General features: G+C 61.0%; 14 protein-coding genes. 7 read left to right on the top strand and 7 right to left on the bottom strand.

The genetic code is table 11. The features are described 5' to 3' along the window. Nucleotides 1–58 precede the first annotated feature (58 nt). Together ACIQXM_RS03200 and ACIQXM_RS03205 are read left to right on the top strand one after the other, a co-directional pair. Nucleotides 59–1,003, top strand: coding sequence for a carbohydrate kinase (locus ACIQXM_RS03200; RefSeq protein ID WP_400927458.1), 945 nt, complete (start codon nt 59–61; stop codon nt 1,001–1,003). Nucleotides 1,004–1,226: 223 nt separating this feature from the next. Then, nucleotides 1,227–2,297 carry a LacI family DNA-binding transcriptional regulator gene (locus ACIQXM_RS03205; RefSeq protein WP_400927461.1) on the top strand — a complete coding sequence of 357 codons (1,071 nt, stop codon included), beginning with the start codon at nt 1,227–1,229 and terminating at the stop codon, nt 2,295–2,297. Between the two features lie 65 nt (nt 2,298–2,362). On the opposite strand, the gene ACIQXM_RS03210 is transcribed toward ACIQXM_RS03205, so the two are convergent. Next, a complete protein-coding gene (locus ACIQXM_RS03210; RefSeq protein WP_400927463.1) occupies nt 2,363–3,811 on the bottom strand; it encodes a basic amino acid/polyamine antiporter in 1,449 nt (482 codons plus the stop codon). A 209-nt stretch (nt 3,812–4,020) separates the two neighbouring features. On the opposite strand from ACIQXM_RS03210, the gene ACIQXM_RS03215 reads away from it, so the two are divergent. Further along, the gene (locus tag ACIQXM_RS03215) at nt 4,021–5,133 is read left to right on the top strand and encodes an epoxide hydrolase family protein (RefSeq protein ID WP_400927466.1); all 1,113 of its coding nucleotides are present in this window, start codon (nt 4,021–4,023) and stop codon (nt 5,131–5,133) included. 20 nt (nt 5,134–5,153) lie between these two features. Here ACIQXM_RS03215 and ACIQXM_RS03220 read toward each other — a convergent pair whose 3' ends face one another. The 6 genes from ACIQXM_RS03220 to ACIQXM_RS03245 all read right to left on the bottom strand — a co-directional run bounded on the left by ACIQXM_RS03220 (nt 5,154) and on the right by ACIQXM_RS03245 (nt 12,703). Beyond that, nucleotides 5,154–6,416 carry an arginine deiminase gene (locus ACIQXM_RS03220; protein WP_400927469.1) on the bottom strand — a complete coding sequence of 421 codons (1,263 nt, stop codon included), beginning with the start codon at nt 6,414–6,416 and terminating at the stop codon, nt 5,154–5,156. Between the two features lie 27 nt (nt 6,417–6,443). Then, nucleotides 6,444–6,806 (bottom strand): hypothetical protein, encoded by a 363-nt coding sequence (locus tag ACIQXM_RS03225; RefSeq protein ID WP_400927471.1) that lies wholly within the window; start codon nt 6,804–6,806, stop codon nt 6,444–6,446. Nucleotides 6,807–7,104: 298 nt separating this feature from the next. Then, a complete protein-coding gene (locus ACIQXM_RS03230) occupies nt 7,105–10,278 on the bottom strand; it encodes a type ISP restriction/modification enzyme (protein WP_400927474.1) in 3,174 nt (1,057 codons plus the stop codon). A gap of 36 nt (nt 10,279–10,314) precedes the next feature. Continuing rightward, a complete protein-coding gene (locus ACIQXM_RS03235) occupies nt 10,315–11,298 on the bottom strand; it encodes a DUF3427 domain-containing protein (RefSeq protein WP_400927477.1) in 984 nt (327 codons plus the stop codon). A 64-nt stretch (nt 11,299–11,362) separates the two neighbouring features. After that, nucleotides 11,363–11,575: a helicase-related protein gene (locus ACIQXM_RS03240; protein ID WP_400927749.1), complete on the bottom strand. Its 213-nt coding sequence runs from the start codon at nt 11,573–11,575 to the stop codon at nt 11,363–11,365. A gap of 207 nt (nt 11,576–11,782) precedes the next feature. Next, on the bottom strand, nt 11,783–12,703 hold the full coding sequence (locus tag ACIQXM_RS03245) for a YDG/SRA domain-containing protein (RefSeq protein WP_400927480.1): 921 nt from the start codon (nt 12,701–12,703) through the stop codon (nt 11,783–11,785). 165 nt (nt 12,704–12,868) lie between these two features. Here ACIQXM_RS03245 and ACIQXM_RS03250 point away from each other — a divergent pair, with 165 nt between their 5' ends. The 4 genes from ACIQXM_RS03250 to ACIQXM_RS03265 all read left to right on the top strand — a co-directional run bounded on the left by ACIQXM_RS03250 (nt 12,869) and on the right by ACIQXM_RS03265 (nt 18,411). Beyond that, nucleotides 12,869–13,066 carry a hypothetical protein gene (locus ACIQXM_RS03250; RefSeq protein WP_400927483.1) on the top strand — a complete coding sequence of 66 codons (198 nt, stop codon included), beginning with the start codon at nt 12,869–12,871 and terminating at the stop codon, nt 13,064–13,066. An 845-nt stretch (nt 13,067–13,911) separates the two neighbouring features. Then, nucleotides 13,912–14,427: a hypothetical protein gene (locus tag ACIQXM_RS03255; protein WP_400927485.1), complete on the top strand. Its 516-nt coding sequence runs from the start codon at nt 13,912–13,914 to the stop codon at nt 14,425–14,427. A 374-nt stretch (nt 14,428–14,801) separates the two neighbouring features. Then, entirely contained in the window at nt 14,802–17,465 is a 2,664-nt protein-coding gene (locus tag ACIQXM_RS03260; RefSeq protein ID WP_400927487.1) for a M14 family metallopeptidase, read from the top strand. Nucleotides 17,466–17,661: 196 nt separating this feature from the next. Further along, nucleotides 17,662–18,411, top strand: coding sequence for a hypothetical protein (locus ACIQXM_RS03265; protein ID WP_400927489.1), 750 nt, complete (start codon nt 17,662–17,664; stop codon nt 18,409–18,411). The last annotated feature ends 95 nt before the right edge of the window (nt 18,412–18,506 follow it).

The following is an 18,506-nucleotide window of genomic DNA, read 5'->3' on the forward strand; positions in this document are numbered from 1 at the left end:
CCCCATCGATCCAAGAGCGCCGCACTCCTGATGAAACACACCTGAACAGGACCGCAGAATGACTACCACTAAACCTTCCGGGACCCCACAGCCCCCACGGGTACTGATCGTAGGGGAGACACTCGTCGACATTCTGCACCGCGCTGACGGTGACATGGTGGAGAAACCGGGAGGCAGCTGCGCCAACGTGGCGATTGCGCTCGGGCGATTGGATCGGGTTCCGCGGTTACTCACTATGCTTGGCGACGACAAGCACGGCCGAGAAGCCCGAACCTGGCTTGAAGACTCCGGCGTTGTGGTGCAGGCTCAGCCTGCACCACAGACGTCAACTGCGACGGCCCGGCTTGATGCGAGCGGTGCCGCGAGCTATGACTTCGTCCTCGACTGGGACCTAGCAGTCGAAGAAACAACTGACGTAGATGCACTCCATATCGGATCTATTGCTTCAGTTCTCGAACCGGGTGCGTCAGCCGTTTCACGATTTGTTGACCGTCACCGCACGCAGGCGCTTGTCACCTACGACCCCAATATCCGTCCTGGTGTCATCGATGACGAGGACGCCGTTCGCCAACGTGTGCTGTCCTTCATTGAACGGTCCGACGTCGTCAAGGCCAGCGACGAAGACATCGCCTGGTTGCATCCTGGTCAAACCGTGGAAGCCGTCGCGCGACGTTGGGCCACGCTGGGGCCGGCACTCGTCGTCGTCACCTCGGGCGCGGAGGGATCGCTCGCTGTCACAAAACGCACCGTGATCCGGGGTGACGCCGTATCCGTCGAGGTGGCGGACACTGTCGGGGCGGGAGACACCTTTATGGGAGCCCTCATCGACGGACTGATTGCAGCAGGAGCAGCGGGCCACCGGGCGCGGCAGGTCATCCTGTCATTGGACGGGGCACAACTGGCCGCATTGCTCCATCAGTGCGCACGAGCAGCCGCAATCACCGTCTCCCGTCCCGGAGCCAACCCACCCACACGCCGAGAACTCGAGCCAGTTTCACGGTGAGGGAACCGTATCCTCGCCGTGAGGCGCTCAGGATTCCGGTCGCCCTCCGTTCCTGCCCTGGGACCTGACCCGGAGCGCGCCAATGGTCAAACCGGGCACGGTCATTTGTCGCCGGTACGGCACACAGTCATGGGCAAGGCTGTGACCTGGTGGCGGCGTCGAGGAAACGATTGTGGGTGTCCATCAACGGGATAAGATGACCTCACTCGAGTTAGGAGTGTCCATGGCAAGAAAAGCGACATCTCAAGATGTTGCCGACCGCGCAAAAGTGTCCCGCAGCGCTGTCAGCTTTGTTCTCAACGGGCGTGCCGATGGAAACATCTCCAAAGACAAGCAGGAAAGGATCCTGGCGGCGGCCAAGGAACTCAACTACACACCCAATGCCGTGGCGCGTTCCCTGCAGAGCCAACGTACGCACACCATCGGCGTGGTCACGGATTCAATCGCCGGGGGTCCTTTTGCCGGCAAGTTGCTTCAAGGAGCCAGCAATGCAGCTTTCGATGCTGGCTATCTGTTGCTTGTTATTGACACGCAGGGTGACGAGATCCGCGAAGATAAAGCGTTTGCCACCCTCCTGAACCGGCAGGTGGATGCCATGGTCTTTGCCACCATGAGCCTGCGGGCGCATTCTCCGCATTCAGCCCTGGGCAGCGTGCCATCGGTCCTTGCAAACTGTTTTGATCCTGCCGACAAGCTTCGATCCATCATTCCCGATGAGGTCTCGGGCGGCCGGTCTGCAGCCCAAATCCTGCTCGATGCCGGGCATCGTCAGATCGCTTACCTTTCCGGCAGCGCTGAACTGATCGCAACTGAACGCCGCACGCAGGGTGTTAACGAGGCCTTGGCCGCCGCCGGTCTGGCACCTGCTGCAACGATCGCCACCGGCTGGGAGATTGATGATGGGTTCCAAGCCGCGATGCACCTGTTCGACGCCGGCACTAAGCGCACGGCCGGCGTGTTCGGGCCAACTGGCATTGTGTGCGCCAATGACCGCGTCGCGATGGGAGTCATGCTCGCCTGTGGCCAGCTGGGACTCCGGATTCCTCACGATGTGAGCATCGTGGGCTACGACGACGACGAGCCTCTCGCCAGGACATCAGTGCCCGGTCTCACAACGGTGGCACTGCCCCACCGCGAAATGGGAGAGAAAGCCATCGAGCTCTTGTGCCGGGACCTTGACCGGGGAGTCAGCACCAAGCATGAGGAAACCATCATGCTGGAGTGCCCCGCGGTCATCCGCGGTTCGGTCGCGGCCCCGCCTGCTATGGAGTCCGCTGCTCCGCGCCTGAAATAGTTTGGAGTCACTCGGGCCGGACCGAACAGGTCGTGGAGTTCGACGACGTCGACCGGCCCGTTGCTTTAGAGCTCTATCCAGCCCCGGGTCAGGGCAAGCACAGCCGCAACGGCCCCTGCCAGCGCAATAAGGAAAAGGAACAGCTCCCCTCCCCGGAAAACGCGCTGCCCCTGTTCACGCCGTGCGATCACAAACAGGACGGTGGCAGGGGCGTAGAAGATCATGGACAGCAGCACCAGAGGCAGCCCGGCGGCGTAGACCAGGAACACCGAGTAAACGGTGGCAATGACGGCAATGGCCAGGTCGCCCTGCCGGATGCGGCTCGGGGCTCCTTCATACGTTTCCCCGCTCCAGCCGAGCTTGAGCGCGTAGAGGGCCGCGAAGAGGAGGGAGAACAGCGTCAGGACCGCGGTCATGTCCAGGGCAAAGTCGAAGGCATCCTCGGAGAAGTAGGTGATGACCATGACCAGCTGGCTAAGCAGGGTGCTCAGCAGCAGGGCGTTGACCGGGACATCGTCGTCGCTGACCCGGGACAGGAACCGCGGCATGTCCTTCTCGGTGGCGGCCACGTACAGGACTTCCGCTGCCATCAGGCTCCAGGCCAGGTAGGCCCCCATCACCGAAATGATCAGGCCGGCGCTGACGAACACCAGCCCCCAGGTCCCCACGCCCGCTTCCAGGACGCCCGCCATGGACGGCTGGCGCAGCTCGGCAAGCTCTTCCATCGGCAGGACCCCGTAGGAAACGATCGTGACCGAGGCGAAGATGGCAAAGACGCTCACAAAGCCAAGGATGGTCGCCCGGCCAACGTCCTCCCGCCGTCGGGCATGGCGCGAATACACGCTGGCGCCTTCAACGCCGAGGAACACGAAGACCGTCACCAGCATCGTGTTGCTGACCTGCTCGAACAGCGGCCCCGTGTAGGCCGCCCCGGTGAGGTTTCCCGCGAAGACGGCGGGGTCGAACAGGAAGACGGCAAACAGCACGAAGACCAGGATGGGCACCACCTTGGCGATCGTGACGATCCGGTTAATGGCCGTGGCTTCCCTGATGCCGCGTTTGATCAGGAAGAAGAATCCCCACAGCCCTGCCGAAGAGAGCACGACGGCGAGAAGGGTGTCCCCTGCGCCCAGCTGCGGAAACAGGACTCCCAGCGTGGACATGGTGAGCACCCAGTAGGTGACATTTCCAACGCAGGCACTGGCCCAGTAACCCGCTGCGGAGAAGAACCCCACGTAGTTTCCGAAGCCGGCCTTGGCGTAGGCGAAGATCCCCGCATCCAGTGCCGGCTTGCGCATGGACAGCCGCTGGAAGACAAAGGCCAGCATCAGCATGCCCGATCCCGCAATCAGCCAGGCGACCAGCGCGCCCCACACCCCGGTTTCTTCGGCGAAGCGCTGGGGCAGGGAAAACACCCCGGCCCCAACCATGGACCCGATCACCACAGTGGTGAGGGTCAGCAGGGAGAGTTTGGCCGCTGGAGCCTTCTCCCCTGAGACAGGCGGATTAGACATGGTTCTCTTCCAATCGGGTGTAACGGCCGCTGAGGCAGCACGGGTTAGACAACAGTGGAGGGGCGGACCGCTTCCTGCCTGGGATCTTCCTTTGTCAATAGCCTCGGCACTATCGTCTCAGAAGGAGACGGCGGGGTCCGAATCGGCGGCTCTCACCCGCAGGCCCCCAAGTGGTTCGCCGTCGTTGGTGGCCGTGATGAGGAGCAGCCGTGAAAGAGAACGCCTACGTCCCTACCCCGCCCGGCGCCGTCGAGGACCTCGCTGACCGGCTCGCCCGCTTCCGTCCGGTGCCGCAGGTCCAATTGCCCGACGCCGGTTTCCTGGGTGTGGGAGGGGATCTGCTGACGGAGCTGGTGGGATACTGGCGCACGGAGTTCAGCTGGCCCGCCCAGGAAGCCTGGATTTCGGCCTACCCGTGGGTGGAGACGGAGCTGGCGCAGGTGCCAATCCGCGCGATCGTGTCCCGGGCAGCCGCTGCCCGGCAGTCGCCGTCGTCCCCTGTTGTTTTGCTGCTGCATGGCTGGCCCGATTCGGTCCTGCGGTTCCAGCGCCTGTTTCCGCTGCTCACGGACCTGACCTATGTTGCTCCGGCGCTGCCCGGTTTTCCCTTCGCTGCTGCGGTGACCGGCGGCGGGCTGTCGAGTGTGGCCATGGCCAATGCGATTGCTGAGGCCATGGCCGAGTTTGGGTTCGCCCGGTACGTGGTTTCTGCCGGTGATGTGGGCTCGGATGTGGCCGAGGCCCTGGCGGTGCGGCATCCCGGCGCCGTTGCCGCCCTGCATTTGACCGATGTTTCCCAGTACCACATCAACGTCGACCCGCCCGCTGACCTGGATGGGGAGGAGCGTGCCTACGCTGAGCGCACGGCCCGCTGGCAGTCGGCCGAGGGCGGGTACGCGCACGAGCAGGCGACCCGCCCGCACACGCTGGCTGCCGGGCTGGGCGACTCCCCTGCCGGGCTGGCGGCATGGATCGGGGAAAAGCTGATCCGCTGGACCGATTCGGAGGGGACCCTGACGAATGTGTTCAGCTATGAGGAGGCCCTGACGTGGATCAGTTCCTACTGGCTGACCGGTTCCATTGGGACCTCGTTCGCTCCCTATGCTGCGGGCCGGCCTACCGGCTGGCCGCGGATCGAGGCGCCGACGGTGTTCACCCTGTTCCCGAAGGACCTGGCCAACGCCCCGCGGCAGTTCGCCGAACGCTTCTTCAACGTCGTGCAGTGGCAGGAGTACGCCAAGGGCGGCCATTTCGCTGCCTGGGAGCGTCCGGAGGAATACCTGCAGGGCATTCGTGCCGCCGTGGAGGCGGGCTGGCCCTAGCGGAACCGTCCCGTTTCCACCTAGTCCAGCGGCTCCCGAATGATCGGGCAGGTCATGCAGTGCCCGCCGCCGCGGCCGCGGCCCAGCTCGGCCCCGACAATCGGGATGACCTCCACACCGGCGTTGCGCAGTGCCGCGTTGGTCTGCGTATTGCGGTCGTAGGTGAACACCACGCCCGGTTCCAGGGCGACGGCGTTGTTCGCACTGTCCCACTGCTGGCGTTCGGTGGCGTGGTAGTCGCCGGCGGTCTCCACCAGGCGCAACTGCTTGTAGCCCATGGCTTCGGCGACGACGTCGACGAAGCGGCGGTCGCGCTCGTCGCGCACTTCCAGACCCAGTGGCTTGTCCGAGGGATGGATGGTGAAGGGGTGGATGCCGTCCACGATGGCCGGATGGATGGTGGCCAAATCCCGGTCCGCGAAGGTGAACACGGTGTCCAGGTGCATCGCGGCGCGCAGCTTCGGCATGCCCGCGACCACAATCCGTTCCGCGGCTCCGTCCTTGAACAGCGCCTGCGCGAGCTGGGTGATGGCCTGCCGGGAGGTCCGCTCCCCCATGCCGAGCAGCACGGTGCCGTTGCCCACGGGCATTACGTCGCCGCCCTCCAGGTAGGCCTGGCTCCAGTCCTTTTCCGCGTCACCCCACCAGATCTTCGAGCCGGTGTAGTCCGGATGGAACCGGTAGATTGCCTGCATCAGCAGGGTTTCGTCGTGCCGGGCCGGCCAGTAGAGCGGGTTCAGGGTCAGGCCGGAGCCGACCCAGCAGGTGGTGTCCCGGGTGTAGAGGGTGTTGGGCAGCGGCGGGAGCAGGTACTCGGGCCGGCCGGTGGATTCCCGCACCAGGCCCACGTAGCCGGAGAGGTAGTCATCGGGAAGGTCCGACGTCGTGAGCCCACCGATGAGGATCCGCGCCAATTCCGCACCGGAGAGCGAATCCAGGAAGGCCCGGGTGCCGGCCACTAGTCCCAGTCCGACGCGGTTGGCGATGATCTTGCGGTCCAGCAGCCAGGTCCGTGCCTCGGGGATGTCCATGGTCTGCCCGAGCAGGTCGTGAAGTTCGACGACGTCAACGCCGCGGCTGGTCATCTGGGTGACGAAGTCCGCGTGGTCGCGCTGGGCGTTCTCCACCCACATGACGTCGTCGAAGAGCAGGTCTTCACGGTTGGTGGGGGTGAGCCGTTCGTGGGCCAGACCCGGGGCGCAGACAAGGACCTTGCGCAGCTTGCCAACCTCGGAGTGCACGCCGTAGGACGCGGCTTTTCCGGTGGGGGTGGGGGACGTCATGGTTCTCCTTGTGTTGTGAAGCCGAACCTAGCGGCCCTGTTCAACCTGTGCGCGGCGGCGGAGGGCTTCGTTGACGGCCGGGTCATCCATAGCGCGGAGCCAGCTGAGGAGTTCCGGTCCGGCAGCCGGGTTAGCGGCGACGGCGGGGCGTGCGATCGGCTGGTCGGTGGCCAGTTCCTGCAGCCGCAGCGGCGGGGTTCCGGGATCCTCTGCCTCGGCGAGAATCGCGACCTCGACGGGGTCCACGTCCCGGGGCTTGGCGGCTGATGCTCCGGCGTCGACGATGTCTGCCGCCGGGATGTTCATCAGCGGGGTTGTCCTGCGCGTCTTTGTATCTGGGGTTAACGGGGCGTTCTCGTCAGCGGGATGTTCCTGATTCTGTTCCTGCACGGGATCTCCTTCATCAGTAGCCTTACAAACATCCTTGCAGAAGGAGCATTGGTCTCCCAATCAGCACCCGCAGCTCATACCGCGTTTTAGTTATCGCGGCGACCACGAGGTCCGCTGGCACTCATGAAAAAACCTCACCTACCTCGACGAAAATAATGACAGTGCTTCACGGTGGAAAACGACGCAACAAGGGGAGCTCCCATATACGAAAGTCGTTCAAGATCGCACCGTCAAGACTGCATCCCTCGTGGAACTGTACGCGTAGCAGGTTCGGTGTACCCCAGGGATTTCTCGCAAATCAGGATTCTGGGACGGTGGCCGCTAGTGGTGACACGAACTCCGCCGTTGATTTGGCCGTCAGTTGCAGCGACCGGAGAACCCGTTGATAGTAGCGGATATCATCAGCCGAGAGTCTCACCCCCTTGCGGTCCTTCAACCATTTCAATGCAGGAGAGTAGCTGCCAATCAGTACGTCCCATGACTCCCGAGCGACGTTGCCGAAATATTGTCCAGCATTAATCCAGACTCTTCCATCCGAATACTCGTGGCGAGAGACCACATTGTCCCCGGCTTCTGGGAAAATAGTCTCTATGGTGTCGAGGTCCGCCGCATGCATAGTGTGAAGCGACGTAAGCCGCGCGCCCAGCAACCGGTAGCTTTCAAAAAAGCTATCGCCCGTCGGAATTGGAATCTTAGGGTAGTCAAGCCTCAACGCTTCTTGGTTTAGTGCCCTATAAACGGGATCGTTTAGAACACCATAGATATAATGGAAGACGTCGGTTGGGCTGGGTTCACTGGTGACGTTTCCTGAGACGGAACGTAAAAACTCCTGCTTTAAGTTCGCATGCCTGACACCAGCGCCATCAAAAGTCCAAAGAGGGGCGAAGTAGTTACTCTCTTTGATACTTAGCGAATGAAACTGAATCACTTTATCGGTAACAAAGGCGTCAGCAAAGGGTCGGTCTTGTTCAATTCGACGCGTGAAGCACAACGCTAGATTATCCCGGCCAATCATCTGCCGACTTACGGCACTACGCGGGTAGCAATGCAGCCCTTTGGAAACACCCGTGTAGTACGTCCAGCGCTGATCAAAGGGACGGTAAGTAATTGGCACAACCTTGGAAGTTTCAACTCGCCCCACATCCGCCTGAGCTGAAGCTACCTTCCAGTCACGAACATCTTTCCCCAAAAGGTACCTGCTGCGAGCCGCCTCCGGATCCGTCGATGCAAAGTCGCGGAGTCGCGCAACGAGGCGGTTGCGGTCCGAGTCGATAGCAAGTGAATCGCGTCCGGCGGCAATCCCAACACTCTGCACATTGAAAACTTCATTCAACGGAATGCCACGTCCATAACCTTCGGTATCCGCTTTTCGGGTCGGCTTGAAATAGAACATTCTCTGATCTAGCTCTAGGTGCTCCCAGTGGATCTCACCCGCTTCCAGTGCCGAGAACTTGGAGAGTCGACTCCCCTTCAGCTCAGCGTGAAGAACTTCCGCCATAGCACCATCCGGTTTTGAGGCGGTCTTGATGGCGATCAGAATTGATACACCTTGTCTAATGTCAAACACATTCTGGTCGTCGTCCATAACGCCGGGTTTGTCTCCGGGAATTTTCCGACCATGAAGATCCAGTATGAGCAGGCGATCGAAAGTATTCGCGAGATGCCATCGCATGCCCCTGAATGTGGGACTCATCAAGTAGCTATTGTCAGTAATAACGCCGATGACACCAGTCCCGTTTTTAGCAATGAGGTCCTCCGCAAACCCGATAAATTTAACGTAATCATTGCTAAGCCACTTAGTGTTCCTCTCCTTCAGAGGCAGCTGACCCCCTGGCTCTTTTTTATATTTCTTGACAAATTGGTTTGCGTATTCGAAGTTATTGGCTGACTCACCGGAATATGGGGGGTTTCCAATAACAACCATGATCGGTCTCTGCTCTTTCACCTCGGCAGCAGCCGCCGACTCTTCGGTGAGTGCTTCCAATAGCCCGAACTGAAACAGATCGGGGTTAAGACCGTGTGGCTTCTCCAAAGTATTGGTGAGGTAGACGCGGAATTGGTTGGCACCCGTCACACCTAAGTCACTCATTGTCATGCCTAGCTTCATATGCGCAATCGCATATGGCGCCATCATAAGCTCGAACCCACTAAGGCGTGGGATCAGGTTCTCCCGTGCATATGACGGCCAAAGACCTTCTTGGCCTACAAATCCCCTTTTTACGTGCTTAATCAACTCATTCAGGAAGGTTGCGGTCCCGGTGGCGAAGTCAAGTACTTGGACCTTGTGTACATCAACCCACGATTGTGTGGACATCGTTTTTCTGACATTACCCGGCATGCGAACTAGCCCAGGCTGTGTTTGTAGCGTGATCTGTTTCTTACTGCTGTCCGAAAGGCCCTGAGGAATACCAAGGTCCGCCTTGAGCGCATTATCAACTGCCCTAATGATAAATCTCACGACAGGCGTGGGCGTATAGTATGCTCCTCGCGCTTTCCTCTGCCCGGCGTCATATTCTCGGAGAAAATCCTCATAGAAGTGGATAATTGGGTCTCGGCCTGATGCATCATCGTGAGTTGCCAATTGCCGGTGGACAATCTTTTCGACGTCACTTGCCGCGAGTATGTCACACATCTCAGCCACGATACGGGCCAACCCCTCGCTGAACCCGGGGCCCGCAACGTGATCAAAAAATGTTCTGAGGAACGGCGTTGTCGCGGGAATCAAATCCCTAGCTTCTTGGCGCGAAAAGCTCGACAAAGTGGAGTCGCTGTAACGGGCGGAGAATAAGCCGTAGATGAGAGTTTGAGCGTACATGTCCGAGAATTCTTCAACGCTCATACCGCTTACAAGATTAGTCTTCACGACACTATAAACCTTGGCAAGTTCAAGGTCACCGCCTCCGTTGGGCCTTACCAAAGCTTCGAGGACGTAGTCCCGCACCCGTCGAGCCTTGCCTCCCATGCTGATAGCAAGCTTTGTAGCAGAAGTGATTTTGACGGGGGGCAGGTCAAAAAAGGCTCGGAGCTCAGCCACCAGCTTCGCGAAGTTCGCATCAAGAGGGACAACCAGCCCCGTTGCGTCCAGACGCCCTACTTGCACCGTGGAGTAGAGCTCCCCGGCCGAGTAGAACCGGAATTCAAGCTCATTGGTCAGCAGCAGGCTGTCATATCCCGAGTAACGAATCAGCTGCTCGGTCTGTTCAATCCGATTCAGGTTCTCTCCGAGGTCTTTAGCCTCGCCGTAACCCCGAACGATCTCCGCGTTTGCCTTCTGCACGAAGACGAAATCTGGCTGGCCCGCGCTCGATCTAGCGGGGTCGTTGAACGTTTCAATCTCAGTGGAGACAGCGTTGAACATTTGAACCAGCGCCGGCCGGTAGCTATGCTCTCTGGCGATTGGGTTCGTTGCTAGAGCAGCAACCTGTTGAACATACGCTCTGATGGCTTCCACTGCAGTTTGATTCGTTGACACCCTCGTCCCCCATGTTCCCTAGGTCCTAAGAAGAATCTATCGCATCCGACGCCTAGTGCTGGTCGAGCTGCTTGGCTCGGGGAGAGTCATCCCACAGGGCAGCAGCCAGCGCTTCGTAAGAAACTTGTGATTGATATACCGGCGGCCGGTCACGCTCTCGGGAGACGTCGCGTTCTGCGACTCCCAGTGGAACACCTCAGGACTCATGGCGTAGTCCTTGTACATGATGGACGCCGCGCGTTCCTTTTCGTCCTTCTCCAGCGTCACGAAGAACGCATCGGTTTTCGTCTCCCCACACCAAGCGACGCCTTCCCGATGGCTGGTCTTGCCACCCAGCGCGAAGTAACCCAGTGCCGCCAGGACTTCCTCCCGCCGGTAAGAGGCGTGCGAATACAACGGAATCTGCTGCAGTCCCAGCCCGAGTCCTTTGGGCGCATACCCGGAACGCTGAACACCCAGGGCTGCCAGTTGCCGGATCTCCGCGCAAACCAAGGGATAGCGGCGCAGGAACTGGAGTCCGGCGTCGTACGATGTGTGCCCTCCGCCGTTCGGCCACAGCGCAAAGAAGAGCATCCGGGCCAGGATCTGCTCCCTGTCACTCAGCTCCTCATAACGGGGTGCATTCTCTGAGACCAGTTTCGTGTAAGTCTCCGCTCGTTCCGGATCATCGATGCAGAGCATCGCGGTCATCCGGCGCAGTAGTTCCTCCTCCAGTACTGACCATTCGGTCAGCTGGGAGGACGGCACGACGTCGCGCGCATGGCTGATGTCCGTCAGCCCGGCTTCCCGGATGAGCGAGGTCCAGGAGTCCCCGGTTTTGCGGTACACATCGGGCAAGTCCCGCCCAGATTCCCGGAGGTAATCCTCCAGCAGGTGCTCCCCATAGGACCGCACCTCCGCCACGAGCTGCTTCCGGTTGACGCGGAGCTGTTCCCGGATGTTGTTCAGCACGGTCTGCTGCGCCACTCGGTCCAGGATGATCTGTGAGCCCGACGGCAGGTACGGGAACCCGTCCTCCACGGCTTTCTCCAGTGCCTTGCGCCGGAGACCCGTGAGGGCTTTCAGCTTGGCATCGAACCGAAACTCACGGCGCTGTTGGCCCGATGTAGTCCAGCACGGTGAGGACTGACTTGTCCTTCGCCCGGCGCAGGCCGCGGCCCAGCTGCTGGATGAAGACAGTTGCGCTCTGCGTGGGCCGCAGCAGCATGATGGTGTCGATCTCCGGCAGGTCAAGCCCTTCGTTGAAGAGGTCGACGGCGAATAGGCAGTTCAGTTCCCGGTCCCGGAGTTTGCGCAGGGCTGCGGCCCGATCGGTCTAGGGTGTCTCATTTACCCGGCTTCGTCCGCTAGCGTCCCGGCCTGTTAGAGCCGGAGCGGACGGAAGGCTCGAGTGGAAGCGGCACAGGGAGAACCGAGCGGTCTGGCGCGCACAGCATCAGTGGCACCGGTGATGATGAAGCTAGGGGGAAATCCACCGCACGTTTGCTTGCAACAGTGCCGTCGCCTATCTCGAGCTGCCCTCAGATATCTCCCGATGATATGCCAGGTACGTCATGTCCAGCTGGTGCTGTGCATGAACGACAAGGTCGGCTTTATAGTGGCCAAATTGGTAAACCTTCCCGTCGCCATCCACTGTCACCGCATGACCATCAAATTCTTTGTGGCAGTTGGGACAGAGACACAACAAGTTCGCCAGGATGTCTGGCCCATCGTGCGGAATGCCTAAGGGCCGGATATGTGCCGCTTCTGCGTATGTTCCCGCTGCCGTCTTCAACTGGGTACCGCAGATCTGACAAGTGTTGTCGTACAGCCTCTTCACGGACTCAGCCACTTCCGCGTTGCGCACTCTGCGGTTCACGACCGTGTTCCGTCGAAGCGGCGGAAGATCCTCTCCCCGATTCAAAGCATGGGAAACCTCGGCGGGTGTATAGCTGTCCAAAGGATCTGCCTGCAACTGGAATCGAAGGACTTTGTACCCGTCACGTTCTCCCCAGCTCCACTGCGTTACGAAGAACAGGCCGAGGTACGTGTACCAGCTATCCTTTTTTCGTCCGGTCAGTACCGATTCTCTGGCCAGGACCCGCACTGGTCGCCCCACTTCGTAATCCCGTACCAGTCCGGCGTTTCCTCCGACCAATTTCTGGTCAGTCACGTGACGGCCTGTATTGGAGTCACGACCCCCGAATCCGGTATAGGTAATCAAGTCCCCCTGGATTTCATCATCTGAATAACCATCCGAAAGGCAGATTGACTCAGACCCGTCAGCAGTTCCGGAGATCCCGGCTTGGGTGTGCCGGTGTATGCCTGCGTTGTATGCTGCCTGTCTGTTAGAAAATCGACTTCCGGGTGGATACCCCGGTATCTCTCCATACACACGTCGCACCACCGTATACCCCCATAGAAACCGAGACTTAAACCAAGACATTTCTGCTCGGCCGTGAACACCAAGCACAATTGACCAATCGTCTTATAAGACGTATTTCTAGGGAAATTCACTTCACAATTAGTCCGCCCCTTGGACACATGGCCGGGAACGTGGTTTTGTAAAAGCTCGCGGCCATGCAATTGGGTGATCTGAGAGTACTTTGGCATGCTGCTCGGAAAACCGGGAATCAAGGCCGATCGGCGGACAGTCCATTTCGTCAACCGAGCAAACGGCCGTGATGTGACGGCAGCCGACGCCGAGGCCTTATTGATTGAAGCTGCCGCCGAGCTTGAGGCAACACCAACGGAACCGGACCAAGCCACCTGGGCACACGAGCGTGATCTGCAGGACCCAGTCTTATGAGGTGAATCAGCAGCGATTTACTATGGAAAATACCCAACAATAATCCATGCCTGTTTTCCAAGGACCCCATCATGGATTCCGACTGGAATGACCTTTTTCCTGCCCCGCATCCGCCGGACGTTGTACCTCCGGGGTTGTACCCAGAAACCGGAAAACGAACCCGTCCCTGTCCGGTCTGAGGCCACGAAGCGTGGCCGGTTGTCTACGGCATGCCTGACCCCGAGCTGGACGATCCCTGGCCCAAGACCTATTACGAGGGATGCGTCATTCCTCCACACGATTTTTGTACTCTTGGCGCTGTGCATCGCCGGCTGCCGTCACGAATGGTGACGGGGTCTTGCGAGACGTAAGCAGCCCAGATGGACTCTGCTTGAATCAGCGTCTCCTAATGTCCCCCGTCGGACATCAGCCCCGTCCCGATCAGCTGCGGCTCCATGTGGCGCCGAAAAGTGTCACGCATCAGCGGCCTGCCGGCGACCGCCTCGTGCAGGTCCCGGAGCTCTTCAACGTGAAGGGTTGCTCGAGGAGAGTCGCAGGGTCCGGCGTCCGCGCATTATCCTGCCGTAGCCGCTCCACCGCTAGGAGCACCATCGCCGTGTGCCCGTAGGGCAGGCCGGCAATCAGCTCCGCATCCCAAGGGTCAAGCCAACTGACTCGGACAGTGAACCGGTCAAGAGCGCGGATTCAGGCGTGGATACCCCCGCGAAGTAACGCCCATTTGAACAGTTGTCCTTCCGGCTGCCTCAGGGACAGCCAGCCGGCGGGAAAGTGCCCTCTGGCAATTATCTGAGGATCTCCGCGTGGCCTTATTCATCGGACGATTACGAACCACTTAGACTCACGCCATGGACATCCTTGCAGATCTGCCATCGACTTTCATCGGTGCGTTCCTGGGTACCCTTGCTGCCTTCCTGTCAGAACGTCTCCTGCGGGTCCGTGATGCCACAGCCGTGCAAGTTGCTGCACTGAATAACTTAGTGACAGATCTGCACTTGCGCCGGGCTCTGTCCGCTAATGCCGCCCCACAAAGAATTCCCGCAGGGGAAAGCGATGACAGAAGATTTGTAACTGAAGCCGTCATTCAGATTCGCGCCGGAATACGCGAAGCCAGGCTTTGCCTTCGACCAGGGTCCTCCGCTGAGTTTCAAATACTTGTCAGCATGTCCTCCGCTTGCAACCGCTATCTGGAGAATGTGCAGTACGAGCCGGAGGACTACCAGTATGAATTGGAACTTCTCCGCGGCACGCTTTCGGATGCCGTCGGCACTCTTTGCGAGACCAAAGGAATTCGAGTCCGAGAGCCCGGGGCAGGAGCACTGGAGACACCGCCCGTAACCGGGCACATGGCAAGCAATAACTAACGCACGCATCTCAGGCTTGAAGTATCCGGCCACTCGGCCAACAGCAACTGCGGGTGATGAAAACAAGGAACAGACATAGAGCGATCAATTTTTCGCGCCTCTTTACCCACACTCCCGCAAAAGAAACAACACCACTTCCGCCAACCCGGGCAAAATCCGTCCACAACGGTTGACCATCGCCACCCACCCCCTTAGCGTCCCTCCTACACTCGCGCCGCCGCACCACCACTAGGTGCGGCACAGACACGGCTGAGTGCCCGGTTCGATGACGGCCGGGCACCACCAGCTGCAACACCGCATGTTTCCGATGCGCTGATTAAGAGCAGCACCCTGCCGCGGCCAGAGGTGGCCGCGGCCCGTATGAGGGATCATCCATGCAGATAAGGAACAAAACCGCCACAGCCCTTCTCGCCTCCATAGCCCTGCTGGGCGTGGCTATCTCACCGGCCACCGGGTACCGCGGTGACGCACCCCCGGGCAGCAAACTGCCAAACATCCCTGCCCCTGCCGAGTACTTTGGCTTTGAAATGGGCGACGAGGGGCGGCTCGCATCGTTCGCGGACATCAGCGACTATTTCGAGACGGTCGCCGCGCAGTCCCCGGAAGTCGACTACGAAGTGGTGGACCGCACCACTGACAACAACGAATATCCCATCCTTCGACTGAGCAGCGAAGAGAACCTGCAGCGGCTGGATGAAATTCTCGCCACCAACGAGCGCCTCGCCGATCCCGACGCGATGGCGGCCGAGGCCACCGCCGCCGGAATGGAAGAAGAGGACTACGCGCGCAAGGTCGCCGCGGGGACCGTCCCGGTCTATTACATTGAGGCGTCCATCCACGCAACGGAGGTCGGAAACACGCAGGCGCTGGTCGACGTCGTCCACCGCCTGGCCACCGAAGACTCCGCGGCCATGAACAAGATTCTGGACGAGATGGTGGTGCTGATCGTCCCCTCCGCCAACCCCGACGGCCAGCAGATGGTGGTGGACTACTTCAACGAGACTGCGGGCACGGCCTACAACCGGGTGTACCCGGATCTGTACCACACCTATGCAGGGCACGATAACAACCGTGACTGGTTCATGTTCACGCAGAAGGAATCCCGGACCCGGGTGATGCTGGAGCAGAAATACCGTCCCGTGGTGCAGCACTACATGCACCAGGCCGGGACCAACAGTCCCCGGATCTGGACCCCGCCCTATGACGAGCCGCTGTCCACGGCCGTGGATCCCATCGCCATCTCCTCCTCCAACGCGCTGGGCCAGTTCACCCAGCGTGACCTCGTGGCCCAAGGCCTGAAGGGCGTGAAGTCCGACGACGCGTACGGCATCCTCTGGAACGCCGACGTCGCCGGTTACGGGACGTTCCTGGGCACCTCCACTTTCCTGACCGAGATTGCTTCCGTCCGGGACCTGGCCTATCCCTTCACCGGGGACGGCGTGCTGGAACCGGTGGACAAAACCATGCGCTCTCCCCTGCCCTACGATTCCGACACCTGGACGCTGAAGCAGATTGTCCAGTACGCCACCGCGGCGGCCTTCTCCGGAATGAACACGGTCGCCTCGGATCCCCAGTCCTGGCTGCTGAACAACCTCTACCGCGTGAACAGGAACAGTGTTGACTGGGAGGGCGGCCCGTACGCCTATGTGGTGCCCAGCGGTCAGCGCGACCCCTACGCCGTGTATGACATGATGCGGATCTTCGACATCGGCGACGTCGAAATCGAGCAGGCCAAGGCTCCCTTCGCTGCTGAGGGCCAGGAATTCGCCGCAGGTTCCTACATCCTGCGGACCCAGCAGCCGCTCGGCCGCTGGGTGGACCAGCTGCTGCGCATCGACGAGTATCCGGACAGTGCCCGCAAATGCGACGACTGCCCGCTGATCATGCCGTACAGCGAAACCACCGACAACATCGCTCTGTTCATGGGCGTGAATGTTGCCGCGGTTCAGGAGCCTTTCGAGACTGCTACCCGGCCGGTGCGCGAGATCCGGCAGGAACGGGTTCAGATGCCCCGTCCGCCGGGTCGGGACGGTGCCTACATTCTCAGCGCCGAGTCCTACGGCCTGGGGCGGATTATTGATGAACTGCAGGACGCGGGTGTGGATGCGTACCGTGCTGCCGGTCCGATCACCGTGGACGGACGGGAATTCGCTCCCGGTGCGCTGATGGTTCCCGCCGGCGAGCGCGGTGCCCGCGGCACGCTGACCCGTGCCATCCGCGAGACCAGCCTGCCGGTCTACGCGACGGCGCAGATGCCGGCCACAGGGGCGGTCAAGCTCGCGGAAAACACCCGGATCGGACTGGTGCGGGGCGCCAACAACATGCCCGGCGGCTGGCTGATGTGGATGATGGACCAGTTCGGCACGAACTACGAAGTGGTCGAAGCTGCGGACTACGCCAATCTGTCCGACAAGTTCGATTCCATTGTGCTGGCACCGGGAATCTCCACCGAACGGCTGACCGCCGGGCTGGACACCACCAAGTACCCGGCGGAATTCGCCTGGGCCGCAGGGGTGCCGGACGCACCCCAGAAACTCGCGGAGTTCGCCAACCAGGGCGGCAGCATCCTGGCGCTTGGTTCCTCGTCCCTCACCGCAGCCTCAGCCATGAGCCTGCCGGTGGAGAACATCACGCCGACGGACCGCGCGGCCTTCATGGTTCCCGGCGCGCTGCTGGCCCAGAACTATGACACCTCCGCTCCCGCTGCCTGGGGCATGCCGGCGTCGTGGCCCACGTGGTTCAACAACGACGCCGCCTTCCGCCTCACCGGGGAGGGAACCTCGGTTTCGCAGTACCCGGCCGAAGGCAACCCGCTGGTCAGTGGCTATGCGCTGGGCGCCGAAGCGATCAACGGGGCAACGAACATTGCCTCGTTCGACGTCGGCGAGGGTGACGTGACAATCGCCGGGGGCCACATCACCTTCCGCACCTGGCCGAGGGCTTCCTGGTCGGTGGTCACCAACGCCATCTACAACGGCGCGGGCACCGAACTGACCGCCGAGGACATGGCAGGAGTGTTCGGGAAGGGCGGCCGCTAGCCAGCAGCCGGAAAGGGTTCCCGGGCCGGGGCAGCATCCCCGGCCCGGGAATTCCCGCGCCCGCACCGCCGTCGGAGTTCCAATCCACCCTCCCCGCGCTGATCACCGCTAGGCTGGCGCTGAAGCATGCATCCGCCCGCAGCGGGCGGGCACACCGCGAGCGCCGTCACGGCGACATGTCTCTAGGGGGAACAACATGAGTGAACCGACGCAGCCCAACAACCAATCAGGGAACAATCCCGGACCGTGGAATCCCGGCCAGCCGGCACCGGGCCAACCCGGTCAGGGCGGACAGCCAGGACAGCCGGGCCAGCCCGGACCGAACCAGGGCGGACAGCCCTACCCCGGCACCCCCGGCACTCCGGGCAACTACAACTACCCCGGATCCGGCTCCCCGGCACAGGGCAACTACGCCTACCAGGGCAACCCGTTCGGGCAGTCGGCTCCGGCTGAGGACCCCGCCCGCCCCAAGCAGGTCAACCAGGCGTTCTGGCTGCTGATCGCCAGCGCCGTCCTGGGGCTGATCGCGCTGCCGTTTGCCCTGGTGTACGTGAACTCCCCCGAATATCTCGACACCGTCGAAGAAACGCTGCGGAGCGCCGGGCTGGATGTCGATTCCGAGGCGCTGGCCAACGGTGTTGCCGCCGGCACCCTAACGGCCGTGTTCTCCGGCATCCTGGGCCTGGCAGTTCGGGTGGCGCTGGCCCTGCTGGTGCGCGCCGGATACAACTGGGCACGCATCGTCATCACGATCTTCGCCGTTTTCTCGCTGTTTGGACTTATCGGCCTGTTCTCCACCGGGACGCTTTCCGGGATCATCACACTGCTGGCCACTCTGGCGACCATTGCCGCCGTCGTGTTGCTGTGGATGAAGCCGTCCAGCGAATACTTCACCAAGAAGAAGGCCTACCGTCAGGCCAAGAAGTTCGGCAATTACTCGGCATAGTTCAGATCAGTTGCAGGGAGGGGTGGCGGCTGTGCGCAGCCCGCCCCCCACCGTTCATGTGTGACTTAGCCGAACACATAAACCCCTTTGCGGCC

This window comes from Arthrobacter sp. NPDC097144 (genome assembly GCF_044762205.1).
Lineage (GTDB): Bacteria > Actinomycetota > Actinomycetes > Actinomycetales > Micrococcaceae > Arthrobacter_B.